Annotated in this window: 21 protein-coding genes and 3 riboswitches; of the genes, 11 read left to right on the top strand and 10 right to left on the bottom strand. The window is 61.1% G+C overall.

Translation table 11 applies throughout. The features are described from left to right. Window positions 1-23: 23 nt before the first annotated feature. The 6 genes from JOD50_RS03145 to JOD50_RS03120 form a co-directional block, all read right to left on the bottom strand. A complete protein-coding gene (locus JOD50_RS03145; RefSeq protein WP_204880359.1) occupies window positions 24-782 on the bottom strand; it encodes an iron ABC transporter ATP-binding protein in 759 nt (252 codons plus the stop codon). Beyond that, the gene (locus JOD50_RS03140) at window positions 779-1,816 is read right to left on the bottom strand and encodes an iron chelate uptake ABC transporter family permease subunit (protein ID WP_338051984.1); all 1,038 of its coding nucleotides are present in this window, start codon (window positions 1,814-1,816) and stop codon (window positions 779-781) included. The genes JOD50_RS03145 and JOD50_RS03140 overlap by 4 nt, the downstream gene beginning before the upstream one ends. After that, entirely contained in the window at window positions 1,809-2,957 is a 1,149-nt protein-coding gene (locus JOD50_RS03135) for an ABC transporter permease (protein WP_101630851.1), read from the bottom strand. The genes JOD50_RS03140 and JOD50_RS03135 overlap by 8 nt, the downstream gene beginning before the upstream one ends. Window positions 2,958-3,107: 150 nt before the next feature. Continuing rightward, window positions 3,108-4,055, bottom strand: a complete 948-nt coding sequence (locus JOD50_RS03130) for a siderophore ABC transporter substrate-binding protein (protein ID WP_204880358.1) — start codon at window positions 4,053-4,055, stop codon at window positions 3,108-3,110. A 273-nt stretch (window positions 4,056-4,328) separates the two neighbouring features. Then, window positions 4,329-5,132 carry an SDR family NAD(P)-dependent oxidoreductase gene (locus JOD50_RS03125; protein WP_204880357.1) on the bottom strand — a complete coding sequence of 268 codons (804 nt, stop codon included), beginning with the start codon at window positions 5,130-5,132 and terminating at the stop codon, window positions 4,329-4,331. Between the two features lie 45 nt (window positions 5,133-5,177). Continuing rightward, window positions 5,178-6,032: an MBL fold metallo-hydrolase gene (locus tag JOD50_RS03120; protein WP_239541507.1), complete on the bottom strand. Its 855-nt coding sequence runs from the start codon at window positions 6,030-6,032 to the stop codon at window positions 5,178-5,180. A gap of 179 nt (window positions 6,033-6,211) precedes the next feature. On the opposite strand from JOD50_RS03120, the gene JOD50_RS03115 reads away from it, so the two are divergent. After that, window positions 6,212-6,925 carry a copper resistance protein CopC gene (locus tag JOD50_RS03115; RefSeq protein ID WP_204880356.1) on the top strand — a complete coding sequence of 238 codons (714 nt, stop codon included), beginning with the start codon at window positions 6,212-6,214 and terminating at the stop codon, window positions 6,923-6,925. A gap of 21 nt (window positions 6,926-6,946) precedes the next feature. On the opposite strand, the gene JOD50_RS03110 is transcribed toward JOD50_RS03115, so the two are convergent. After that, window positions 6,947-7,489, bottom strand: a complete 543-nt coding sequence (locus JOD50_RS03110; protein WP_338051983.1) for a MarR family winged helix-turn-helix transcriptional regulator — start codon at window positions 7,487-7,489, stop codon at window positions 6,947-6,949. A gap of 148 nt (window positions 7,490-7,637) precedes the next feature. Between JOD50_RS03110 and JOD50_RS03105 the strand changes: the two genes are divergently transcribed. From JOD50_RS03105 to JOD50_RS03080, 6 genes are all read left to right on the top strand, one after another. Next, the gene (locus JOD50_RS03105) at window positions 7,638-8,588 is read left to right on the top strand and encodes a ribonuclease H family protein (RefSeq protein WP_204880355.1); all 951 of its coding nucleotides are present in this window, start codon (window positions 7,638-7,640) and stop codon (window positions 8,586-8,588) included. Between the two features lie 61 nt (window positions 8,589-8,649). After that, window positions 8,650-9,495: an SGNH/GDSL hydrolase family protein gene (locus JOD50_RS03100; protein ID WP_338051982.1), complete on the top strand. Its 846-nt coding sequence runs from the start codon at window positions 8,650-8,652 to the stop codon at window positions 9,493-9,495. Between the two features lie 165 nt (window positions 9,496-9,660). Continuing rightward, window positions 9,661-9,751, top strand: a riboswitch (glycine riboswitch). Next, a riboswitch (glycine riboswitch) is annotated at window positions 9,752-9,869 on the top strand. Window positions 9,870-9,965: 96 nt separating this feature from the next. After that, window positions 9,966-12,851 carry an aminomethyl-transferring glycine dehydrogenase gene (gene gcvP / locus JOD50_RS03095; RefSeq protein WP_239541506.1) on the top strand — a complete coding sequence of 962 codons (2,886 nt, stop codon included), beginning with the start codon at window positions 9,966-9,968 and terminating at the stop codon, window positions 12,849-12,851. A gap of 78 nt (window positions 12,852-12,929) precedes the next feature. After that, complete coding sequence (gcvT, locus tag JOD50_RS03090; protein WP_204880353.1) at window positions 12,930-14,057, top strand: glycine cleavage system aminomethyltransferase GcvT; 1,128 nt, start codon at window positions 12,930-12,932, stop codon at window positions 14,055-14,057. 48 nt (window positions 14,058-14,105) lie between these two features. Next, window positions 14,106-14,486 carry a glycine cleavage system protein GcvH gene (gcvH, locus tag JOD50_RS03085; protein WP_204880352.1) on the top strand — a complete coding sequence of 127 codons (381 nt, stop codon included), beginning with the start codon at window positions 14,106-14,108 and terminating at the stop codon, window positions 14,484-14,486. 124 nt (window positions 14,487-14,610) lie between these two features. Further along, complete coding sequence (locus JOD50_RS03080) at window positions 14,611-16,017, top strand: L-serine ammonia-lyase (RefSeq protein ID WP_204880351.1); 1,407 nt, start codon at window positions 14,611-14,613, stop codon at window positions 16,015-16,017. A gap of 9 nt (window positions 16,018-16,026) precedes the next feature. Here JOD50_RS03080 and JOD50_RS03075 read toward each other — a convergent pair whose 3' ends face one another. From JOD50_RS03075 to JOD50_RS03065, 3 genes are read right to left on the bottom strand one after another with little or no spacing between them, the layout of a single operon-like run. Beyond that, window positions 16,027-16,752, bottom strand: coding sequence for an ABC transporter ATP-binding protein (locus tag JOD50_RS03075; protein ID WP_101630842.1), 726 nt, complete (start codon window positions 16,750-16,752; stop codon window positions 16,027-16,029). A gap of 3 nt (window positions 16,753-16,755) precedes the next feature. Further along, window positions 16,756-18,510: an ABC transporter permease gene (locus JOD50_RS03070; protein WP_233430970.1), complete on the bottom strand. Its 1,755-nt coding sequence runs from the start codon at window positions 18,508-18,510 to the stop codon at window positions 16,756-16,758. A gap of 41 nt (window positions 18,511-18,551) precedes the next feature. Then, window positions 18,552-19,586, bottom strand: coding sequence for a thiamine ABC transporter substrate-binding protein (locus tag JOD50_RS03065; protein ID WP_204880350.1), 1,035 nt, complete (start codon window positions 19,584-19,586; stop codon window positions 18,552-18,554). 50 nt (window positions 19,587-19,636) lie between these two features. Further along, window positions 19,637-19,742, bottom strand: a riboswitch (TPP riboswitch). A gap of 418 nt (window positions 19,743-20,160) precedes the next feature. Between JOD50_RS03065 and rpmB the strand changes: the two genes are divergently transcribed. The 4 genes from rpmB to JOD50_RS03045 all read left to right on the top strand — a co-directional run bounded on the left by rpmB (window position 20,161) and on the right by JOD50_RS03045 (window position 21,485). Then, window positions 20,161-20,397, top strand: a complete 237-nt coding sequence (rpmB, locus tag JOD50_RS03060; RefSeq protein ID WP_035756281.1) for a 50S ribosomal protein L28 — start codon at window positions 20,161-20,163, stop codon at window positions 20,395-20,397. Next, on the top strand, window positions 20,397-20,564 hold the full coding sequence (gene rpmG / locus JOD50_RS03055) for a 50S ribosomal protein L33 (RefSeq protein ID WP_035756283.1): 168 nt from the start codon (window positions 20,397-20,399) through the stop codon (window positions 20,562-20,564). Before rpmB ends, rpmG begins: the two co-directional genes overlap by 1 nt. A 3-nt stretch (window positions 20,565-20,567) precedes the next feature. Beyond that, window positions 20,568-20,873, top strand: a complete 306-nt coding sequence (gene rpsN, locus JOD50_RS03050; protein ID WP_101630840.1) for a 30S ribosomal protein S14 — start codon at window positions 20,568-20,570, stop codon at window positions 20,871-20,873. Window positions 20,874-21,206: 333 nt separating this feature from the next. Continuing rightward, the gene (locus JOD50_RS03045; protein WP_101630839.1) at window positions 21,207-21,485 is read left to right on the top strand and encodes an HU family DNA-binding protein; all 279 of its coding nucleotides are present in this window, start codon (window positions 21,207-21,209) and stop codon (window positions 21,483-21,485) included. Window positions 21,486-21,575 lie beyond the last annotated feature (90 nt).

Raw genomic sequence — 21,575 nt, 5'->3', positions numbered from 1 at the left:
AACGCCGTCTAACCGCCAACCGCCTAACCGAAATAGACGCCGATGCGCTTGCCATCGATCTCGTGGATCGGGATCTGCATCTGATAGACCTCAGCGAGCTTCTCGGTCGTCATGAGCCTTTCCGGGCTACTCTGCTGAACCAGACGGCCATCGCGCATCGCCATAATCGTGTCGGAATACACCGAGGCGAAGTTGATGTCGTGCAGCACCACAACCACCGTCTTGCCCTGCTCATCGACAAGGCGACGCATGAGCTTCATCATCTCCACTGAGTGGCGCATGTCCAGGTTGTTGAGTGGCTCATCCAAAAGGATGTAGTCGGTGTCCTGCGCCAAAACCATCGCGATGAACGCGCGCTGACGCTGGCCGCCCGAAAGCTCGTCGAGGTACTTGAACGCGAGCGGAGTAATGTCCATCTCCTGCATCGCCTGCGCAATGATTGCGCGGTCCTCACGAGTAGCCTGACCACCGTTGTGCGGGAAACGGCCGAAACCCACGAGGTCGCGCACACGCAACCGCAGTGAAACGTGGTTGTCCTGCCGCAAAATAGCGAGCTTCTTCGCCAACGTCTTCGACGGCGTCTTCGAGACGTTCAAGCCGTCCACAGTGACGTTGCCTTCCTCCATAGGGATCAGGCGCGAAACCATCGAAAGCAACGTGGACTTGCCGGCGCCGTTAGGGCCGATGATGCTCGTGAGTCCACCCGCCGGGATCACCGTCGTGACATCGTCCACCACAGTCGTGGCGCCGTACTGCTTGGAAACGTTCTTGATTTCGATCATGACTTCAGCGATCCCTTCAGCAACAGCGTGATGAACACAATGCCACCAGCAAACTCAATCACAACGGACAAAGTGGTCGAATGGCCGGCGAGCCGCTCAACAACGAACTGACCCACGACCAAAGCGAACGCGCCGATCAGCGAAGAAACAATGAACAACGTTCCGTGGCCAGCCCCAGGAAGCGCTTGGTATGCGAGCGAAACCACAAGCAGGCCAAAGAACGTGATCGGCCCGACCAAAGCGGTGCATGTAGCAACCAAAACAGCAGACACAATCAGCACGATGGTCGTTACCTTCTGGTGGTCGATGCCGAGGCTGGTTGCCATATCGCGCCCCAACGCCATCGCGTCCAGGGTGCGGCGCATGCGCCACGCGAAGAACACAGCCACAGCGACAACTGCAGCCGAGGCACCCAAAAGAGTGGGGTCGACGCGGTTGAACGATGCAAAGAACAGGTCCTGCAACTGCGTGTATTCACTCGGATCCAGCAGTTTCTGCAGAAGAGCAGAAATGCCGCGGAATAGAGTCCCCAAGACGATTCCGACCAAGAGCATCAGGTGCAGGTTGGCGGTGCGTCCGGTGAACATCCACCGGTACAGAAGCACCGCGAACAGAACCATGAGCACTAGCTCGATACCGAAGCGCATCAGCGGGGAGGCGGTCATCCACGCGGTGCCACCCAGAATGAACACCGCGGTGGTCTGCAACAGGATGTAGAGGGCGTCCATACCCATAATGGACGGCGTCAAGATCCTGTTGGCGGTGACCGTCTGGAACGCGACAGTTGAAACCGCGACCGCAACCGCGCACACAATCATCGCGCCAATGCGCGTTCCGCGTAGCTTCAACGCGAAATCTAGCGCTCCTAACAGATCCCACGTCAGGAACACGGCAACAGCAATCATCAGTGCGGTACCCAAGGTAGCAATCCAGATCCATCCGCGTCGGGCATCGCGTCGTTCGGCTCGCTGGCCTTGTGCAATAAGCTCATCCAACGTGGGCGACGGTGTTGCAATCGTCTTTTGATTAGCCACGTGCAGCCTCCTGTGCGGCGCTCTTGCGCATCGCGGCGGCCTTCTTAGCGGCCTGGCGGGCCCGCTTCTTCGACGACGGCGGAACGTTTTGGTAGCGCTGGTGAATGATCATGCTGAGGAACACGATCGAGCCGAGTACGGACATGATCATGCCCACTGGAACCTCGTAGGGCATGCGGATGAGGCGGCCGGCGATGTCGCATGCCAGGACCATGCCGGCGCCGATCAACGCCGTCCACGGGACTGCGCGGCGGAGGTGGTCGCCAACAAGAACGGAAACGAGGTTAGGGACGACGAGGCCCAGGAACGGGAGCGCACCTACGGTTGTCACGGTCACCGCCGAGATGAGGGCGACGACAGCCATACCGAGGCGCACGGTGATCCTGTAGTTCATGCCGATCGACGTGCAGAAGTCGCTACCGAGGCCTGCCGCGGTGAAACGGTCAGCGGCGATATATCCAACAAGGCCAACGACTGCGACGATCCATAGGAGTTCATAGCGGCCCTGGATGATGCCGGAGAGGTCACCGATCAACCACGCGTTGAGGGTCTGTAACAGGTCATTGCGGTAGGCGACGAACGTTGCTGCGGCCGATATGATGCCGCCGAGCATGATGCCAACCAGCGGGATCAAAAGCGTTGCGCGGGTTGGGAGGTTGTTGATGATCGCGAGGAACAGCGCGGTGCCGACCAGAGAGAAGATCGTGGCGACACCCATCTTGCCGATGACCGGCATGGACGGAACAAAAATCGTGACGGCGAGGATGCCGAGCATCGCGGATTCGGTCGAGCCGACCATGTTCGGTTCAACAAAGCGGTTCCGTGCCAGCTGCTGCATGATGAGCCCGGAAATCGCGACGGCGGCGCCGGCGAGGAGCGCGGCAACGGTGCGCGGGACACGCGAGATCCAGAAGACTTCCTGCGCCGACTGGTTTCCGTTGAGGAGGTCGGAGAGTGACAGCGGGGACGCCCCCACAATGAGTGAGACGCCTGCGAGCGCGATGACTGCGGCGAGTGCCAGGAGGAGGACCCACCAGCGGGTCGCGAACGATGTATCGGCTGGCCCGAAAGTGACACGGCGAGGCTCCGGTGAAGACTTCAGCTTCGCCCGGGGCGGTGTGTTGGCTGTCGTTTTGTTCATGGTTATTACCGAGTTAATCATGAGGCGACGACGGAACGACGTGCTCGAATCATGCGTTCCGGTTGTTCCCTATGGTTGACGTGCCGAATGGTTGACATGCCGATGGGTGGGGCGTCGTTGTCGACGCCCCACCCATCCGTGGTTTACAGGCTAGTTGAGCGCTGTTTCAACTTCATCGATCATCTTTGGAACCGTGGTCAGGCCGTAGCCGACCAGGTACCACGATGCGGAGTCGAGGTAGACGATCTTGTTGTTCTTAGCGGCATCGGTCGTGTTGACGAGTTCGTTGTCGAGAACCTGCTTTGCGGACTCGCCGGAGGACTCACCGATGGCCTGGTCGCGGTCGATCGCGAAGATCACGCCCGGGTTCTTGTCCTTGACGAATTCGAAAGAAACCGACTCGCCGTGTGGGCCTTCGGACTTCACATCAGCGGCTGGTTTGAAGCCGAGGATGTCGTTGATGATCGCGAAGCGGGAGCCCTTCGCGTAAGCGGTGAGCTTGCCGCCGGAAACCATGAGGGTCATGCTGGTCAGGCCGGACTTTTCAGCGCGAGTCTTGACGTCGTCGATGCGCTTTTCAAGCTCGCCCAGCTTTTCGTCAGCTTCTTTTTCCTTGTCGACAATCTTTGCGAGGGAACGAGTGTTTTCCTCGAAGGACTCCAGCGGCTTGGCGGCATCAACCGACATGTCGATGGTCGGTGCGATCTCGCGGAGGTCCTTATAAGCGTCTGCGGTGCGGCCGGAGATGATGATGAGGTCTGGCTTTTCAGCGGCGACCTTCTCGAGGTCCGGCTCCTTTGGTCCGCCGATCTTGGTGTACTTGTCGGCCTCGAGGTACTTCATCTGTTCTGGGTAGACGAACTTGGCGACGCCTGCGACGTCGGTGCCGAGAGCCTTGAGGGTGTCAGTCGCGGCGAGGTCGTAGCTGAAGATCTTCTTTGGGTTCTTCGGTACCTCGGTGGTGCCCTGCGCGTGTTTGATCTCGACGGTTTCCGCCGAGCCCTTCTCTTTTTCTCCGTTAGCGGAGCAACCGGTCAGCGCGAGGGCTGCAGTGGCAACGACGGCGGTGAGCCGGGTTGCGAGGCGTGTACGCTTCATGGATTTCTCTCGTTCTGTCTATCCGTTGGAAGGCGGTGCGGAGGTCCCGTGACCGCCGTTTTGATTAGGAAACATTTACGTTTCGTAATCGCCTGAGTATGAGGTTAGGCGATCCTATCCAGGATGCGCAAGTGGAGGTTTCTTTACGGGCGGGTGGAGTGGAGGTTTCCTCTTCGTTTTAGATGGATGTTCACGAAAACAAAAACGCCGCCCGGCGCGGAATCTTGCGGTTTCGCGCCGGGCGGCGTTATTGAACTGTGTGTTACGTCATAGTTAACGTTTCGTGGAACTAGCTGAGTTCGCGACGACCTTCCGGGAGACGCTTGCGGGAGGGAAACGCAGGAGGAAGCGAGCCAAACGATAGCGACGCGAAGGGATGCAGAGGGCTCTACCCGTTGCGGAGGCCAACAGCCCTTCTCGCACTACTTGTTCGGGCTGAAGCCACGCGAACTTGGGGACGCGGCTGACGTCCATGTGCATGCGCTCATGGAAAGACGTGCGGGTCATGCCTGGGCAGACCGCGGTCACGGATACGCCGCGTTCTTTGTAGCGGCGGGATGCGTACTCAGAGAATTCAACGATGGCGCGTTTCGCTGCGGAGTAGGTGCTGACTCCCGTGAATGCGGCGATCGAAGCGATATTGATGATGCGGCCGCCTCCGCGTTGGATCATCGCGGGGATTGCAGTGTGCATGAGCCGCAGTGGGATTTCGGTGTGAATGCGCCAGTGATCGCGTTCGTCTTCCCAATCGCTAGATGTGAAGCCGTGGATGAGTCCGAAGCCTGCGTTGTTGATGAGCAGTTCTACGGGGTCGATATCGGAGCTGAGGCGTTTCTCTACTCCCTTGATGCCTTCTTCGGTGAGTAGGTCGCCGATGAGCGTTTCAACGTGGACGGCGTAGCGGCTTTCAAGCCGGTGCGCCACGCTTGCGAGCGCATCGGCGTCGCGGGCGCAGAGCACTAGATGCCGGCCTTGGGCGGCGAGTTGTTCTGCGAATTCTTCGCCGATCCCTGCGGTTGCCCCAGTGATCAGTGCTGTACGGTGCGGTGCGTTAAGTGGTGCTGGGGTGGTGTCCATAATGAAACTCTAGTCGTTCGGCGGCGTAGCGCGTTGGTGCCGCGCTTATGCGCCCTCTTCTAGTGCGGCCAGTTGGGCGCTCACGGTGTGTTCCGCGGCTGGCCTGACACCGGCGTCGACGTCGGCGTAGACGATATCGGTGACGTTGCTCACTGTAGGTTCTTCGCCGCGTTCACGGACGGCCTGTACGGCTGCCCGGACTTGTTCGAGCCGGTCTTGCCGATGTGCCAAGTATTCTCGTGCGGTCTTAGCCACTGAGGGTAGGTAACCGGCATGCGCGGGAAGCGCGGGAATGTCTCCGAGTGCTTCGAGCTTTTCAAGAGAAGCGAGGTAGTCGGTGAGGCGCCCATCCGGGTGATCGATGATGGTGGTTCCGCGGCCGAGGATGGTGTCTGCGGTCAATACGCCGTGAGGGCGCGAATCGGCTGCAGATTCAATGAGAATGCTGATCGAGTCTGACGTGTGCCCTGGCGTGGCAAGGATCTTCAGTTGAAGCTCAGCGCCCGGCACGTCGATGACCTCCCCGTCACTGAGTGGCTCTTGGCCAGGGCTGCAGTAGTCGGTGCTGAACGCACGGCTTGGGGCATCGGTGAGGTTGCGTAGCCGTTCAAGGCCGCCAACATGGTCTGGATGCCGGTGAGTGAGCAGGATGAGAGCGACCTTTTGTGAAGCTAGGGCAGCTTGATGTTCCTCGTCATCGTCACCTGGGTCCACAACGATGGCCCCGTCGCGTGTGGGGATCCAATAGGTTTGTGTGCCTTCCAGCGTCATTGGGCCAGGGTTGTCTTGTTGCAGCATCCACACGCCGTCGACGGGCGTAGCGACTGCACCCTTTGGGGCTTGATCGCTGACAGCGTCCGTGGGGCCGTGTTCGTGCGGATTCTTCTCAATCTGCGTCATGCCCCCAGTATGCAGGAACCCCCTGACAGTTTCCCGAAGATAACGGGTACGCGCATCAAGGGGGGCCGAATGGAGGTGATGATGCGTCTAAAGTTGTTGTGGAAGCCCGGGAGGTCTCCGTGACACAGTTGTGGGTCTGAGGACTCGCGAGGGAAATGACGAACAGTAAGGAATGAACTGTGGACGTACGTGGTCGCTTGTCGCGGCGGATGGTGGCGGTGCTGGCCGCGGCTATGTTGCTGTTCTCGGGCATGTTTGCAGGTTTTGGGGCACAGAGCGCATTTGCGCACGATCAGCTCATAGCGGGAGATCCGCTTTCGGGTAATGCGATTGCGAAGGCTCCCAAGAAGATCACGTTGACGTTCTCAGGCGAGATCAGGCAGGTTGCAGGTGGTGAGGCGAACCAGATTGTGGTTCAGGACCGCGATGGCAACGAGTTCACGTATGGCGACGTCACGGTTAAAGGGACCAAAGTGACGCGGCCTTTGAAGCCGATGCCTGCGGGAACGTATGACGTTCAGTGGTCGGCTTTGTCTTCGGACGGCCACCGGATCCAGGGGGATGGTAACTACTCCTTTACGATCACGGAAGGTGCGTCAAAGAAGGAGGTTGAAGCGTGGGAAAAGGAACATGGTGGCAACGGTTCCACGGAGTCCTCAGAGGGAAGCTCTGAGGATGCCTCCGAAGATGCTTCAGAGAGCGCGGGTTCTGGGGCAAGCGAAACGACGCAACCTTCCGAATCTGCGGCAGCCCAGGACAAAGCTGCAATTCCGGAATCGACGGCTGATACAACGACCATCATGTGGGTTGTTGGCGGAGCCTTCGTGGTGGTTTTCTTGATCGGTCTTGTCCTGCAGGTGACACGCAAGAAGTCGGCGCGGCAGCGCCACTAGGAAGGGGGCTAGTAGAAAAATTCAGCCTTTGCGTCGTGCGTTTTGTTCGTCGCAGGCTCTGTTGATCCGGACCAGCATGTCCAGTAGTTGCGTGTGTTCTTCGGCAGTGAGTGGGTCAAACACGGTTTCGCGTACGAAGGTCACGTGATCGGGGGCGGCGTTACGCAGAACCTCCCACCCGTATGGGGTCAGGATCACGTCCTGGGCGCGGCGGTCGTGCCCCTTGGAGGGTGCACGTTCCACGAGATCTCGTTCTTCCATGCGCCGCAGTAGGTGGGAAAGCCGGGAGCGTTCCCAGCCGAGTGCTTCAGCTAGCTCGCCGGCACGCACGCGGTGGTCCGGAGCGTCCGAGAGGGTAGCCATCACCGAGTATTCACCGGATGAGAGAGAAGAATCGTGGAGTAGCTGGCGGTCGAGCGTTGAGGGGAAGCCCCAGATGAACTCGCGCAACGAGTACCAGAGCTCGGCTTCGTCCTCGTTGAGCCACCGCACGTTGTCCTGAGGCAGTGGGCTGTTCTCGCTGTGGTTCGGGGTGACCTGTGCGGGGTTCTGCTGTGCGTTCACCGCAAACACTCCAATTCATTCACTCCATGGTTATGGAAGTATCGAATGTTATTGATGCATCAATCATCCCATGTTTGGCTAACCGTTTCATCCGCCGCATCGCCCTTGCTTGCCAGGCCATCACTCCGGTTCGTGATGGGATAGAGCTATGAGTTCTGCACGCAAGCCCACCGCAACCGCATCCGAATCCCTCCCCATCGTTGCCGCGGCAGACGGGTCTGCTCTCGGCAACCCAGGCCCAGCTGGATGGGCCTGGTACATCGACGACCACCAGTGGGCGGCCGGCGGCTGGCCTAACGGGACGAATAATCAGGGTGAGCTACAGGCGGTCCTCGAGCTGTTGCAGGCCACTGAAAATGCAGGAGCGCCGCTCAAGATTTTGTGCGATTCCCAGTACGTCATCAACTCGCTCACCAAGTGGCGCTTCGGCTGGAAGAAGCGTGGCTGGAAGAAGGCCGACGGTAAACCGGTTCTGAACGCGGAACTCATGAAAGCGCTTGACGCAGCACTCGCCGGGCGTGACGTCGAGTTCGAATGGGTTCGCGGTCACACGGGCCATGAACTAAACGAAGCCGCAGATGAGCGTGCCCGCGCGTGCGCGCAGGCTTATAAGGACGGCAGTGCCCCCAATGAAGGTCCCGGTTTCAATGGTGAGGTACCGGCCGCACCGGCTGGCGAGGAGGTCGCCCCAGCTGGGCCGGAACAGGCTGCGCTTGAGGATATCGCTGAAGATCAAAGCCTCGCTGATAGCCAGGACATCCGTGAGCTTCTCGCGGCGGCAGAGGCCGATCTGCTGGACAGCATCGACCAGGACGATGAACCGACCCTGCGCTACCTTCTCACCGATGATTTCCGCGGCGTATCTGCGGGTGGATCTCTGCATGGGATAGATGGCTTGCGCGGCCAGGAACCCATCGAAAACCTCGAGATGATCACAACCGAACGCATCAGCGGTGACGTCGCCTACGTCGCCTACCGCGCGCATCGGGCATCAACGGCCGATGCGGTGGTGCTGTCATGGTGGCGACTCACCGGCCAGCCTGGGCAACAGCGGTGGCAATGCTTTTTCCGACAGGAGACTGTCAACCTGAATGGTTGAGTCTCAACAGTCGCGGAGCAGGCGGTTCGCGTTTCCAACGTAACCTCGTAGGATCACATGTGTGAGTCAAGACAACGCGGAACACAACGTTAAGCCATTCCCAGTCTCTGAAAATAGCTCTCGCGAGCCATACGCGCAGCGCTACGTGGCCATCGGTGATTCCTTCACGGAAGGTGTCGGCGATGTTGACCTCAACCGCCCCAACGGCGTACGAGGCTGGGCAGATCGAGTTGCTGAACGGCTCTGCCGCGAACACCCGGACTTCGGATACGCGAACCTCGCTATCCGAGGCAAAAAAGTTCCACAGATCATGCAGGAACAGTTCGAGCCAGCGCTCGAGCTCAAGCCAACACTTGCGACCGTCTGCATGGGTGGTAACGACATCATGCGCCCACGCGTCGACATCGACTCCATCGCGGGCGGCGTTCACCACCTCGTGTCCGAGCTACGCGGCATCGGGGCCAAAGTCGTGCTGTTTACAAGCCTCGACGTGTCCAAGAGCCCGCTTTACCGGGCACTCGCGGGCCGCGCCGCGCTGTACAACGAACGTCTCCGCGAGATCGCAGACAACACTGGTGCGATCATCGCCGACTACTGGCGCTGGCGCGAACTCCAGGATCCTGGCTACTGGTCTGAAGACCGCCTCCACATGAACAGCCGCGGCCACGAGCTCACAGCCCGCCGAACCCTCGATGTGCTCGGCTACGAGGTCGGCGGAATCGACGTTGAACCGCTCGAGCTACCCGAACTATCCAAACTCCAACGCGCCCGCACCAACGCCGAATGGGTGAAGGAACACGCCGGCCCATGGGTCCGCCGCCGCATCAAACGTGTTTCTTCCGGCGATACGCTGAGCCCGCGCTACCCCGAATACGTGCGCATCGAAGCGCCTGAAGACCAAGGCTAAGAGGACCGGGCTCAGATACTGCTGAGAACCAGGGGCATATTCCCCGTGGCATGTCCCCTGGGGCGCACGGGATGTACTTCACAGGATTGCAAGCTCACCGGTAGACTTGCGTGTGCTGTGAATCTCACGCCCGCATCCAGCGGGATGGGCTCCGCAGTACGCCGACCACGCTTTGCGGGAGAGACCTCCCCAGCGAGGCGCCGTAGGAGCAAACCCTCCCCGGGAAACTCTCAGGCAACCGCACCGCAAAGCACAGGCGACCCTGGAAAGCGGAACCACGCCATCGCAGGCAGGTTCCCACCGATGGTGCAAGCGCATGATGCCGGTGCAGCAACAGCGTGGAAGCTCTCAGGTTCCAAGACAGGGCGGGGAGGACAACCAAACAGAGGGGCACTACGCGTCCCGAACGTTGCCCCGTAATGTCGAACCTCGAGTTGAGAAGAGCAGATCACGTCATGACAGGCTCAGCTATGTCCGCATTCGTTTCCCGCCACATCGGCCCTCGTGGCTCAGAAACCGAACACATGCTGGAAACCGTTGGCTACGCGTCGCTAGATGCCCTCGTCGATGCCGCGGTCCCGTCCTCCATTCGCATGGAGGAACCGCTGGACATCCCGGAGGGGCTTTCGGAAGAGGAAGTGCTCGCCGCGTTGCGTGACCTGGCGCAGAAGAACACGCTGCGCGTCCAGATGATCGGGCAGGGCTTCTACGACACCCACACCCCGGCCGTGATCCGCCGCAACATCGTTGAAAACCCGGGCTGGTACACCGCCTACACTCCGTACCAGCCGGAAATTTCCCAGGGCCGCCTCGAAGCGCTCTTGAACTTCCAGACGATGGTCGCTGACCTCACGGGGCTTGCGATCGCGAACGCGTCGCTGCTTGACGAAGCTTCCGCTGTTGCCGAAGCGATCCTGTTGATGCGCCGCGCAACCCGTGCCAAGGACGACGCGCTCACTGTGGTCGACGCTGACATGTTCCCGCAGACCCTGAATGTGGTTCGTGGCCGCGCTGAAGCGCTTGGCATCCCGCTTGAGGTGCGCGACTTCGCGACCGAAGGCCTCCCAGAAGGCCCGATCTCGGGCATCGTTCTGCAGCAGCCGGCCGATTCGGGGGCGATCGTCAACCACGCCGAGATCATCGCGGAAGCCAAGGAACGCGGCGCGAAAGTTACGATCGCAACCGACCTGCTCGCGCTGACCCAGCTGACGTCGCCAGGCGAACAAGGCGCTGACATCGCAGTCGGTAACTCCCAGCGCTTCGGCGTCCCACTGTTCTTCGGCGGCCCACACGCCGCATTCATGGCCGTGACCAAGGGCCTCGAACGCAACCTGCCAGGCCGCCTCGTCGGTGTCTCCTACGACACCGAAGGCCGCCCGGCCTACCGCCTCTCGCTACAGACCCGCGAACAGCACATCCGCCGCGAAAAGGCGACCTCCAACATCTGCACCGCACAGGCACTTCTCGCTGTTGTCGCGTCGATGTACGGCGTCTACCACGGCCCAGAAGGCCTCAAGGCCATTGCACGCCGCACCCACGCCCACGCGTGCGCGCTCGCGGCAGGCGTTGAAGCGGCCGGAGCGAAGCTGGCCACCACATCGTTCTTTGACACCGTCCGGTTCTCGGCTGACGGGGCAGCGGACTCGATCGTTGACGCGGCAGACGCCGCAGGCATCAACATCCGCCGCGTAGACGCGAACACGGTTTCGGTTTCGACCGACGAAACCACGACCGACGAGCACGTCGAAGCCGTCATCTCCGCCGTCTGCAAGGCCCTGATCGCCAACGCTGACGACGCGATTTCCGCGGCGTGTGAAGCACGCGAGGCATGCGAAGGCGACTACGGCAAGGCAGCCGACCTGGTCCGTGAATCTGAGTTCATGACGCACCCGATCTTCAACTCGGTGCGCTCCGAGACCCAGATGATGCGCTACCTGACCCGCCTCGCTAACCGCGACCTCGCACTCGACCGCACGATGATCCCGCTGGGTTCGTGCACCATGAAGCTCAACGCCGCAGCCGAGATGGAAGCCATCACGTGGCCTGAGTTTGCGGGCATCCACCCGTTCGCTCCGGTAACCCAGACCCGCGGCTGGCGCGAACTCATCGCCGACCTTGAGGAACGTCTCGAAGCGATCACCGGCTACGCGGGCGTCTCGATCCAGCCGAACGCCGGCTCCCAGGGCGAATACGCGGGCCTGCTCGCGATCCGCCAGTACCACCAGTCGCGCGGCGAAGCCGACCGCGACGTGTGCCTCATCCCGGCCTCCGCGCACGGAACCAACGCGGCATCCGCTGTTCTCGCTGGCCTGCGCGTTGTGGTCGTCAAGACCGCCGATGACGGCTCGATCGACGAAGCCGACCTCGCCGCAAAGATCGAAGCGAATCAGGGCAAGATCGCCGCGATCATGATCACCTACCCATCGACCCACGGCGTATTCGACGCGCAGGTTGTCGAGGTGTGCAAGGCCGTCCACGACGCGGGCGGTCAGGTCTACATCGACGGCGCGAACATGAACGCGATGGTCGGGCTGGCTCAGCCGGGCAAGTTCGGTGGCGACGTGTCCCACCTGAACCTCCACAAGACGTTCTGCATCCCTCACGGCGGCGGTGGCCCGGGTGTTGGCCCGGTTGCTGTAGCCGAGCATTTGGTTCCGTTCCTGCCAGGCCCTGCTCTGGAAGGCCGGGACGACGAGGGTCTGGGTGGCCGCGACGGCGCACCGATCACCGCGGCGAGCTTCGGATCCGCGGGCGTTCTGCCGATTTCCTGGGCCTACATCGCGATGATGGGCCCTGCCGGCCTCACAGAAGCGACTAAGCACGCGCTGCTGGGTGCCAACTACATCGCGGCTCGCCTCAAGCAGGCCTTCCCGGTCCTCTACACGGGTAACGCCGGCCTGGTTGCACACGAATGCATCCTTGACCTGCGTGAGCTCACGAACAAGACGGGTGTGACCGCTGAGGACGTGACCAAGCGCCTCATGGACTTCGGCTTCCACGCGCCAACGCTCGCGTTCCCGGTTGCTGGAACTCTCATGGTTGAGCCAACCGAGTCTGAGGATCTTGCGGAGCTGGATCGCTTCATCGACGCGATGCTGACCATCCGTGAAGAGATCGATGAGGTAGCAGACGGCATCCACTCGCTCGAGGGATCCCCGCTGCGCAACGCTCCGCACACCGCGGACGTCGTGACCCGCACCGAGTGGGACCGCACGTACTCGCGTCAACAGGGTGCGTTCCCTGGCGAGACGTCGTTGACGGACAAGTACTTCACTCCGGTGAGCCGCATCGACCAGGCGTACGGCGACCGCAACCTGATGTGCGAATGCCCTCCGCTTTCGGCTTTCGAGGACTAGTCCTTGGCCGATAACCCAACCCATAACCACAACACCACCGGCGTTTCGCCGACCCTCCACGAAAGGGTTCCAACGAACATGCATACGACGTCTCGTCACACCCCGCTTCATGAGACCCATGAGGCGCTGGGTGCGTCCTTCACCGATTTCGGCGGCTGGGATATGCCGCTGCGATATGGTTCTGAGCTTGCAGAGCACAAGGCTGTGCGTGAGGCTGCGGGTGTTTTCGACCTCTCTCACATGGGCGAAGTCCGAGTCACCGGACCGGATTCTGCCCGCTACCTCAACACGGCGCTTGCAGGTAACCTCGCGGCGGTGGCCGTGGGGCGCGCGAAGTATTCGCTGCTGTTGAACGCGGACGGCGGGATCATCGACGACCTGATCGTCTACCGCCTGGGAGAGACCGAGTTCCTCGTGGTCCCGAACGCGTCCAACACCCCTGCGGTGGTTGAGGCGCTCAAGGAGCGCGCGCTCGGGTTCGATGTGGCGGTCGAGGATGAATCGGATGAGACCGCTCTGGTCGCGGTTCAGGGCCCGAACGCTGAGAAGATCGTTGCCGCTGTGACGGCGGAAGCTGACCGCGATGCGGTGGTTGGTTTGCGCTTCTATTCAGCGGCGCGCGCCACGGTTGCTGGCGTGGATGCGCTGGTTGCTCGCACGGGTTACACGGGCGAGGACGGCTACGAGATTTACGTAGCGAATGCCGATGCGAAGGCCGTGTGGGATGCGGTAGCTGAGGCTGGCGAGGAGCATGGTTTGCTTCCGTGCGGCTTGGCGGCGCGTGACTCGCTGCGTCTTGAGGCGGGCATGCCGCTGTACGGCAACGAGCTCTCTGCGACGACCTCGCCGCTCGAGGCCGGCTTGGGCCCAGTGGTGTCGTTGAAGAAGGAAGAGCGTTTCGAAGGCCGTGACGCTTTCGAAGCCGCGAAGGAAGCCGGCCTTGGTTCGACGAGCGGCCGCCGTTTGGTCGGTTTGAAGGGCCTTGAGCGTCGCGCTGCTCGCGGCGGTTACACCGTGATGCTTGATGGCGCTGAGGTTGGCCAGGTCACGAGTGGCCAGCCTTCCCCGACGCTGGGTTATCCGGTTGCGTTGGCGATGGTTGACGTTGCCCACGCTGAAGAAGGCACCGAGCTGGCCGTCGATATCCGAGGCAAGATGCTCGGATTTACTGTGGTGCCACTCCCGTTTTATCGTCGTTCCAACTAAAGTCACACAAGAGAGGCCTGTTCGGGGCCTGAACATCAAGGAGAGACCATGTCCGATGTTAAGAAGAACCTCCGTTACTCGGCTGAGCACGAGTGGGTCGATGATTCGAACCCGGTGAAGGTCGGTATTTCTCAGGTTGCTGCTGACGCCCTGGGTGATGTCGTCTACGTTGACCTGCCTGAGGTTGGTGGCGAGGTAACCGCAGGCGAGACGTGCGGCGAGGTCGAGTCGACCAAGTCGGTTTCCGACCTGTACGCGCCAGTGAGCGGCACGATCGTTGAGATCAACCAGGCTGTGATCGATGATCCTGCTTTGTTGAACTCGGACCCTTACGGCGAGGCCTGGCTCTTCACCGTTGAGGTGACCTCGGAGGGCGAGCTGCTCTCCGCTGAGGATTACGCTTCCGCGAATGGCGGCAACCTCGTCTAAAGCGTCGTTTGACGCGTTTTCCGTGGTGACGGGGCCAGGCAGGGCGCCTCGTCACAGGGACACATAACCTTCACGGCACGCCCACCTTCACGGCGGGCGTGCCGTGCTGTCTCTAGGAGTACACATGTACCTGAGTATTTTTGATCTTTTCTCTGTTGGTTTGGGGCCTTCGAGCTCTCACACGGTGGGGCCGTTGCGTGCTGGCCGGGACTTCGTGCAGCGTCTTGCCGCTAACCCTTCGGCATACAGCCGTCTGGCTGGCTTGCGGGTCGATGTGTATGGATCGCTTGCCGCCACGGGTAAGGGTCATGGCACATTCACGGCGTTGCTGCTGGGGCTTGAGGGTTATGCCCCGGAGACGGTTTTGCCTGAGGAAGCTGAGGCTCGGTACGCCGCGTGGGAGCGCGGCGAGAAGCTCGCGGTGGGTTCCGCGCTGGACGGCGTTGAGACTGTTGAGCTCGCCTTCGGTGTTGAGGACATGACGCAGCGGCCGCTCACCGTCCTGCCGCGCCACACGAATGGTTTGAAGATCGCAGCCCTTGAGTCGGCGGGTGGCGTGATCGCTGAGGAGACGTATTTCTCGATCGGTGGTGGCTTCATCGAGCGAGAAGGCGACGAGGACGCGGCCTCCCACGTGGACGTCGACGTCCCGTACCCGTTCGATACGGGAGCGGAGCTCCTACAACAGTGCAAGGACAACGACCTCGCGATCTGGGAAGTCGCGTTAGCGAACGAGGAAGCGATCCGTGACCGTCAGGAGGTCCTGGACGGTATCGATCACTTGTGGCAGGTCATGGAGGACTGCAAGGATTCCGCGATCAAGCGCACGGGCGTCTTGCCGGGCGGCTTGAACGTTTCGCGCCGTGCCCCGCGTTGGCACAAGGAACTGTACGAACGCGACACGGACCGCTCGTTCGAGTACTGGCAGGAATGGGTCAACCTCGCGGCTCTGGCCGTGAACGAGGAGAACGCTTCGGGCGGCCGCATCGTCACCGCTCCAACCAACGGTGCCGCGGGCATCATCCCGGCGGTCGGGTTCTACGTGACCCACTATGCGCGGGCGTGCCGCGACCAGGCCCTTGAGGTCATTGCGGAGCAGGTGCGCCGTTACCTGCTCACAGCGGCCGCGATCGGAAACCTGTACAAGAAGCAGGCCTCGATTTCGGGCGCTGAGGTCGGCTGCCAGGGTGAGGTCGGTTCCGCGTCGTCGATGGCGGCGGCAGGCCTTGCCGAGGTGCTGGGTGGTGAACCGTGGCAGGTTGAGGTCGCCGCTGAGATCGCGATGGAGCACAACCTTGGCCTGACGTGTGACCCTATCGGCGGCCTGGTTCAGATTCCGTGCATCGAGCGGAACGCGCTCGCCGCTACCAAGGCCGTGAACGCTGCCCGCATGGCGATGATGGGCGACGGCACTCAGAAGGTGAGCCTCGACGAGGTCATCAAGACGATGTGGGACACCGGCCAGGACATGCTCGATAAGTACAAGGAGACGGCTCGCGGCGGCTTGGCCGTGAACGTCGTCGAGTGCTGAGCCGCCGGGCTAGCCGAGCAGGCGTTCGATGCGCGGGTCGGTTGCCGCTGCCGCGTCGATTTCGTCCCAGGTTCCGTGGGCGATGAGTTTGCCGTGGTCGAGGATCGCCACGTGGGTTGCGATCGCTCGGGCTTCGGTGTGGTCGTGGGTCACGTGGACGGCGGTCGTGTTGGTGCTGGCGAGGATGTCTCGCACTTGTGGCGCGAGCGTTGCACGCAGGCCGCGGTCGAGAGCGGAAAACGGCTCGTCGAGGAGCACGACTTTAGGCTCCGGGGCGAGTGTGCGGGCAAGCGCGACGCGTTGAGCCTGGCCGCCGGAGAGCGAACGGATGGGGCGTTCGGCGTAGCCGTCCAAATCAATAAGTGACAGCATCTTGTCAACCTGCTCTTTGCGCTGTTCTTTCGGGACTCCGGCCATCTCGAGGCCGTAGCTAATGTTGCGGCCGACATTGCGGTGCGGGAAAAGCTGGCCATCCTGGAAGACCATCCCGATGTTTCGGCGGTGCACCGGGACCTCGGCGATATCCTCGCCATCGAGCAGGATCTGGCCAGCAGTTACGTCTTCGAGACCCGCGATGCCACGCAGAAGCGTGGACTTACCCGAACCCGAGGCCCCCAAAAGGCTCAAGACCGAACCCGGCTCAACGCCCACGCTGACCCCACGCACCGCAACAGTTCCGTCAGGGTAGGTGACATCCACATCGCGCACTTCGAGTGCATAGGAAGTAGTAGCCATAGGTTAGTCCTCCTGAGTTGCGGTAACAGCACCGCGTCGTGCGGACGTCGAAGCGAGTTTCGCGGCGCGGGTTGAGCGTTCGGCAAGCCATTCGCACAGGCCCATCGCGGTAGCCGCGACCAGGGCCAAGATCACGGAGGCCGCCATGCCCATGCCGTAGTTGTCGGCGCCGGGGCGGCCCATGAGCCGAACGATTGTGACCGGCAGGGTCTGGAAGTCGGGGGAAGCGAGGAAGCTCGTCGCGCCGAACTCACCGAGCGCGATCGCAAACGACAATCCCGCGGCGAATCCGATGCCGCGCGCGACCATCGGCCCATCGACCGTCAACGCGACCCGTAGCGGGCTCGCACCCAAGGTTGCGGCGGCCTCCCGGAGTTTAGGGTCAACCGAACGAAGGATCGGGATGATCATGCGCACCACAACCGGCAACGCGACTACCGCTTGAGCGAACGGCACGAGCGTTCCTGAACGCGCGAGGTCCGGGAACGCGATCTGCAGCGACACGATGAAGCCGAAGCCGATCGTGACACCCGAGACGCCGACCGGCAACATCACGGCCGCGTCCACGATCTTCTGTGCCCGACCGAACGCGGGGGTGCGTGCGTGGCGGGAGAGCCACCACGCCAACGGAAGCCCGGCGATCAAGGTGATCCACATGGCGTCCGATGCGGTCAGCAGCGAGTTCCGCAGCGTCTCCAGCGGGGTCGCGCCGCCGCCGAAGCCTGCGCCCGAACTAGTGGCCAAGAGCTTGTAGTTGTTGAGGCTCCAGCCGTGCGGGGTAGAGAACGAGCGCAGCACGAGTGCGAACAGTGGCGCGATGATGAGCGAACCGACCGTCGCGAACGTCACCACCGCAGGGAACCAGTCGCGGCGAGCCAACGGCCGCAAGCGCGGCTGCGAGAGCCGCAGCGCCGTCTCTGACTTAGAACGCGCGCGCTGCGAAACCGCGAGTGAGGCGATCACGATCACGAGCTGCAGAATCGACAGGGCCGCGGCTTGCGGTAGGTCCAGGAACGTCTTGGTTTGGATGTAGATCTCGGTTTCAAGGGTTCCGAACCCTGGCTTCCCGAGCGTCATCATGAGACCGTACGCCGTCGAGCAATACAAGAAAATGAGCGAGGCCGCGGACCAGATCGACGGCTTCAAGGCCGGAAGTGTCACGGTCCAGAACGCCCGGAAGCGGCTCGCACCTAGCGTTCGCGCCGCCTCGGCTTGGCGCGGATCCAGATCAGCCCACACCGCACCGACTTGGCGGACAACAACCGAGAAGTTGAAGAAGATCATCGCGAGGATGACCGCCGTCATCGACTGATCCAGTCCCAAGAACCCGAGCGGCCCGTTCTCGGCGAGAAGCGCGCGGAACGCGACACCCACCACGACGGTCGGCAAAACAAACGGGATGGTCGCGATCGCCCGGATCACGCCGCGGCCGGGGAACGAGCGGGTCGAAAGGATGTGGGCCCCGAAAAGCCCCAACGCGATCGACCCGATCGTTCCACCCAAAGCTAGGCCGAGCGTCTGTGCGATCAGCCGCCACGTGCGCTCAGCCAGCACAACCTCGAGCAACGGCCCCCACCAGGTGCCCTCAACGCCTTCGTGCGGCGTCACGCCGCGGCCGATCATCGCCGCGACCGGCCACACAAAGAAGTACGCGAGGAAGATCGCAGGCAGCGCGAGCGCCGCAACAGACCACAGGATGGTCACGATGCGGCGCTTGCGTGCCAGCTTGCCCCGAAGGCGGTTCTGCTCGAGTGTCACTTGTCGGACTTAGTTCTTCTCTGAATTAGTTCTTCCCTGCGCTATTTCTTCTCAGCGATCGCGCGGAACTCCTTGATCCACTCGTCGCGCTTCTCAGCGATCTCAGACGGATCAGGGGTTACGGAAGTCTTCGACAGCGGCGCGTGAGTTGCCCACTCTTCCGGAAGCTTCGCATCGGGATTCACTGGGTACATGTACATCTGCTCAGGGATCGCGTTCTGCATCTCATCGCTGAGCATGAAGTCCACGAAAGCCTTCGCGCCCTCAGGGTTCTTAGCGCCCTTGAGCACGCCCGCGTACTCGACCTGATCGATGCAGGTCGCGTCGATGTTCACGGTCTTGCCGCCCTCATAGGCAGGGGAGGAAGAGTACGAAACAACCAACGGGTACTTACCCTTACCCTCGGAACCCGAGAAATCAGTGTTGTAAGCGTTCGACCACGATGCCACAACCTTGGTTCCGCCAGCCAGCATGTCTTCCCAGGCCTTCTTCCAGTCGCTGGTCTGGTGCATCGTGGCAACCATGAACGCGAAACCAGGGGAGGACTGCGCCGGGTCCTGAGCGACCAAGAGCTTGGCGTACTCAGGCTTGGTGAGATCCTCGGTGGTCTTCGGCAGGTCAACCTTGTTTTTCTTGAACCACTCGGCGTCAGCGTTGATACACACCTGACCCTGATCGATTGGGGTTAGTGCGTCACTGTTGGTCAGCTTCTTCGCGGCCTCCGGCAGGTTCTCCGGGACGTAGTCCTCAACGACACCCTTCTTGGTCAGCGCGCCAGCCTGGAGGTTGTCGACGCCGTAGAAACCATCGGCGGCTGCCTTACCCTCAGCAAGTAACAGCTGGTTGACGACGGAGGACGCGTCACCAGGGGAGGTCGTCTTGAGCTTGTAGCCGGACTCAGATTCGAACTTCTTGATCTGTTCCTTGGTCAGCTCAAACGAATCATGCGTGATGATCGTGACCGTCTTGTCTTTCGAATCCTCGTTATCCTTCTGAGCCGCAATCGAGCAGCCGGTCAGCGACAAACCAACGATCGAGAGCGCCGCAGTGGCCGCCAGCAAAGGATTCTTACGCATATTTCCCACATCAACCTTCCATGTCATGAAGGGGGTGGCCCGTGTGCGCCCACGAGAGTCATTCGAACTTCCTACACCGGTACTAACCGGATCAGGTTCGAGGGTCTGCCGCGACCGGCACTCTCAGCGCTCGGTAGCGCTCCCCTGTCGATGTGTATAAGCCTAGCTAAGATCTCGATGCGACACAGAGTCGGTGCAGATGTGGCTAATGTCGCTTACCATAATTTGCTCCTGATGTGCGGGATTGTCTAAGATAGATAGGCGTTCTGTTGCCACGCGTTAATTTCGCGTGCCCCAACAGCCCGTCACACGGAAGAGAAGGTGAACAGTGGGTAGGGAAAAATGCCCACGCCTCACCCGGACCACCGTTGTTTGAAACCTGTCTGATGGTCAACCACTGGCTGGATCTCACCCAGCTGCTTTAGGCCCTCCAGCGTTGTAAGCACGGTGTCCCCAACTGGGTAGCGGGACCTCGCAGCGTCAACGGCTGCGCACACCTGACTCCAGGTGAGCCAACACCACAGCCAGACGGCAAGGGACCGCAGCACAACTGACCAACACTGGAGGAGTGAACATGGCACAGCGTTGCCAGGTGACCGGTGCAGTGCCCGGATTCGGACACAGCATCTCGCACTCGCACCGCCGCACCAAGCGTCGGTGGGACCTGAACATTCAGAAGAAGCGGTACTACGTACCGTCCCTCGGCCGGACGATCACCCTGAATCTGTCCACCAAGGGCATCAAGACGATCGACGCACGCGGCATCGAAGCTGTCGTCGCTGAGCTTAAGGCGAAGGGAGAGAAGTTCTGATGGCTAAGGCACAGGATGTTCGCCCAATCATTAAGCTCAAGTCCACGGCTGGCACTGGTTACACCTACGTAACCCGTAAGAACCGCCGCAACAACCCGGACCGCATCGTACTCAAGAAGTACGATCCAGTGGTTCGCAAGCACGTCGATTTCCGTGAGGAGCGGTAAAGCATGGCTAAGAAGTCTAAGATCGCCAAGAACGAGCAGCGCAAGGTGATCGTGGCTCGCTACGCCGAGCGCCGCGCCGAGCTCAAGAAGACCCTGATCGACCCGAACGCATCCGACGAAGCCCGCGAGGCAGCACGCGTCGGCCTGCAGAAGCTTCCACGTGACGCTTCCCCAGTTCGCGTTCGCAACCGTGACTCCATCGACGGCCGCCCACGCGGTACATTCCAGAAGTTTGGTATCTCCCGCGTACGCTTCCGCGAAATGGCTCACAAGGGCGAGCTGCCAGGCATCACCAAGTCGTCCTGGTAATCGCTGGTTGTACCTCAGCACGCTGAGGAACACATAGCTTCACCGAACGTCCCGGAATCAGCTGAACAGAGTTTCAGCCCAGCTGAACATGATTCAGCACGGTTCCGGGACGTTCGCGTTTAAGCGGGAAACCCCGCGTTTGAGCCGCCCAGGAACCCGCGAAAACCCCCAAATCTGGCGAAAAACTGGGTAAATTCTCACTCAGGGCGGAAAATTCGTCCTAAAACGCGCGAAAACCTGCCAAAACCTGTTAGTTTCTTATCCAGGCCCCGAAAACTGGGGCAATCCTCATCCCGACTGGTTGGGGACTATCCGAGTCCAGGAGGACAAGTAATGAACCGCAGCGAGCTTGTCAGCGCAATCGCTAACAACACCGGCCAGACCCAGACCACGGTTAACGACGTACTGGATGCGCTCTTCCAGACCGTGACCGAGCAGATCTCCCAGGGCAACAAGGTCTCCATCCCAGGCTGGATGGCTTTCGAGCGCACCGACCGTGCAGCACGCCAGGGCCGCAACCCACAGACCGGCGAGACCATCCAGATCCCAGCTGGCCACTCCGTCAAGCTCTCCGCTGGCTCCAAGCTGAAGGCTGCTGTTTCCAAGAAGTAAGTCTTTCAGCGAAAGCTGAGCGAAGAACCCGCTACAACCACAATGGTTGTAGCGGGTTTCCTCTTAACGACTCCGCTTTCAGCCATAGCG

Origin of the sequence: Pseudoglutamicibacter cumminsii, assembly GCF_016907775.1 — a bacterium.
Taxonomy (GTDB): Bacteria; Actinomycetota; Actinomycetes; order Actinomycetales; family Micrococcaceae; genus Pseudoglutamicibacter; species Pseudoglutamicibacter cumminsii.
This window is presented reverse-complemented; position numbering and strand designations above follow the sequence as displayed.